This is a genomic window from Psychrobacter sp. W2-37-MNA-CIBAN-0211, from assembly GCF_040309405.1.
Taxonomy (GTDB): Bacteria; Pseudomonadota; Gammaproteobacteria; order Pseudomonadales; family Moraxellaceae; genus Psychrobacter; species Psychrobacter glaciei.
The window spans coordinates 1-231 of sequence record NZ_JBEOOU010000635.1; the positions used below are offsets into that span (position 1 = coordinate 1).

Sequence of the window (231 nt, forward strand, 5' to 3'; positions counted from 1 at the left end):
GACTAAAAGCGGGCAAACCATTGGCATGCGCGCATGGCGCTTAAAAGTACAAACTCTAGATGGGCAACTTATTAGCTGGCCGCAAGCAATAATTCGCAGTGTTAGTGCATTACTTGGTTTAGGTAATTTAGTGGTATTGGTTGATTTTAAAAATAAAAAAGCTTTGCAAGATTACCTTTCTAAAACCGAAGTTATTGCACTCACCAAAGAAGAAAACAAGCGTATTTACCG

General features: G+C 39.0%; 1 protein-coding gene. It reads left to right on the forward strand.

The annotated features are described in order from the left end of the window. Positions 1–25: 25 nt before the first annotated feature. The coding region (locus tag AAEY72_RS16560; RefSeq protein ID WP_352311801.1) for an RDD family protein at positions 26–231 on the forward strand (206 nt) is incomplete at its 3' end.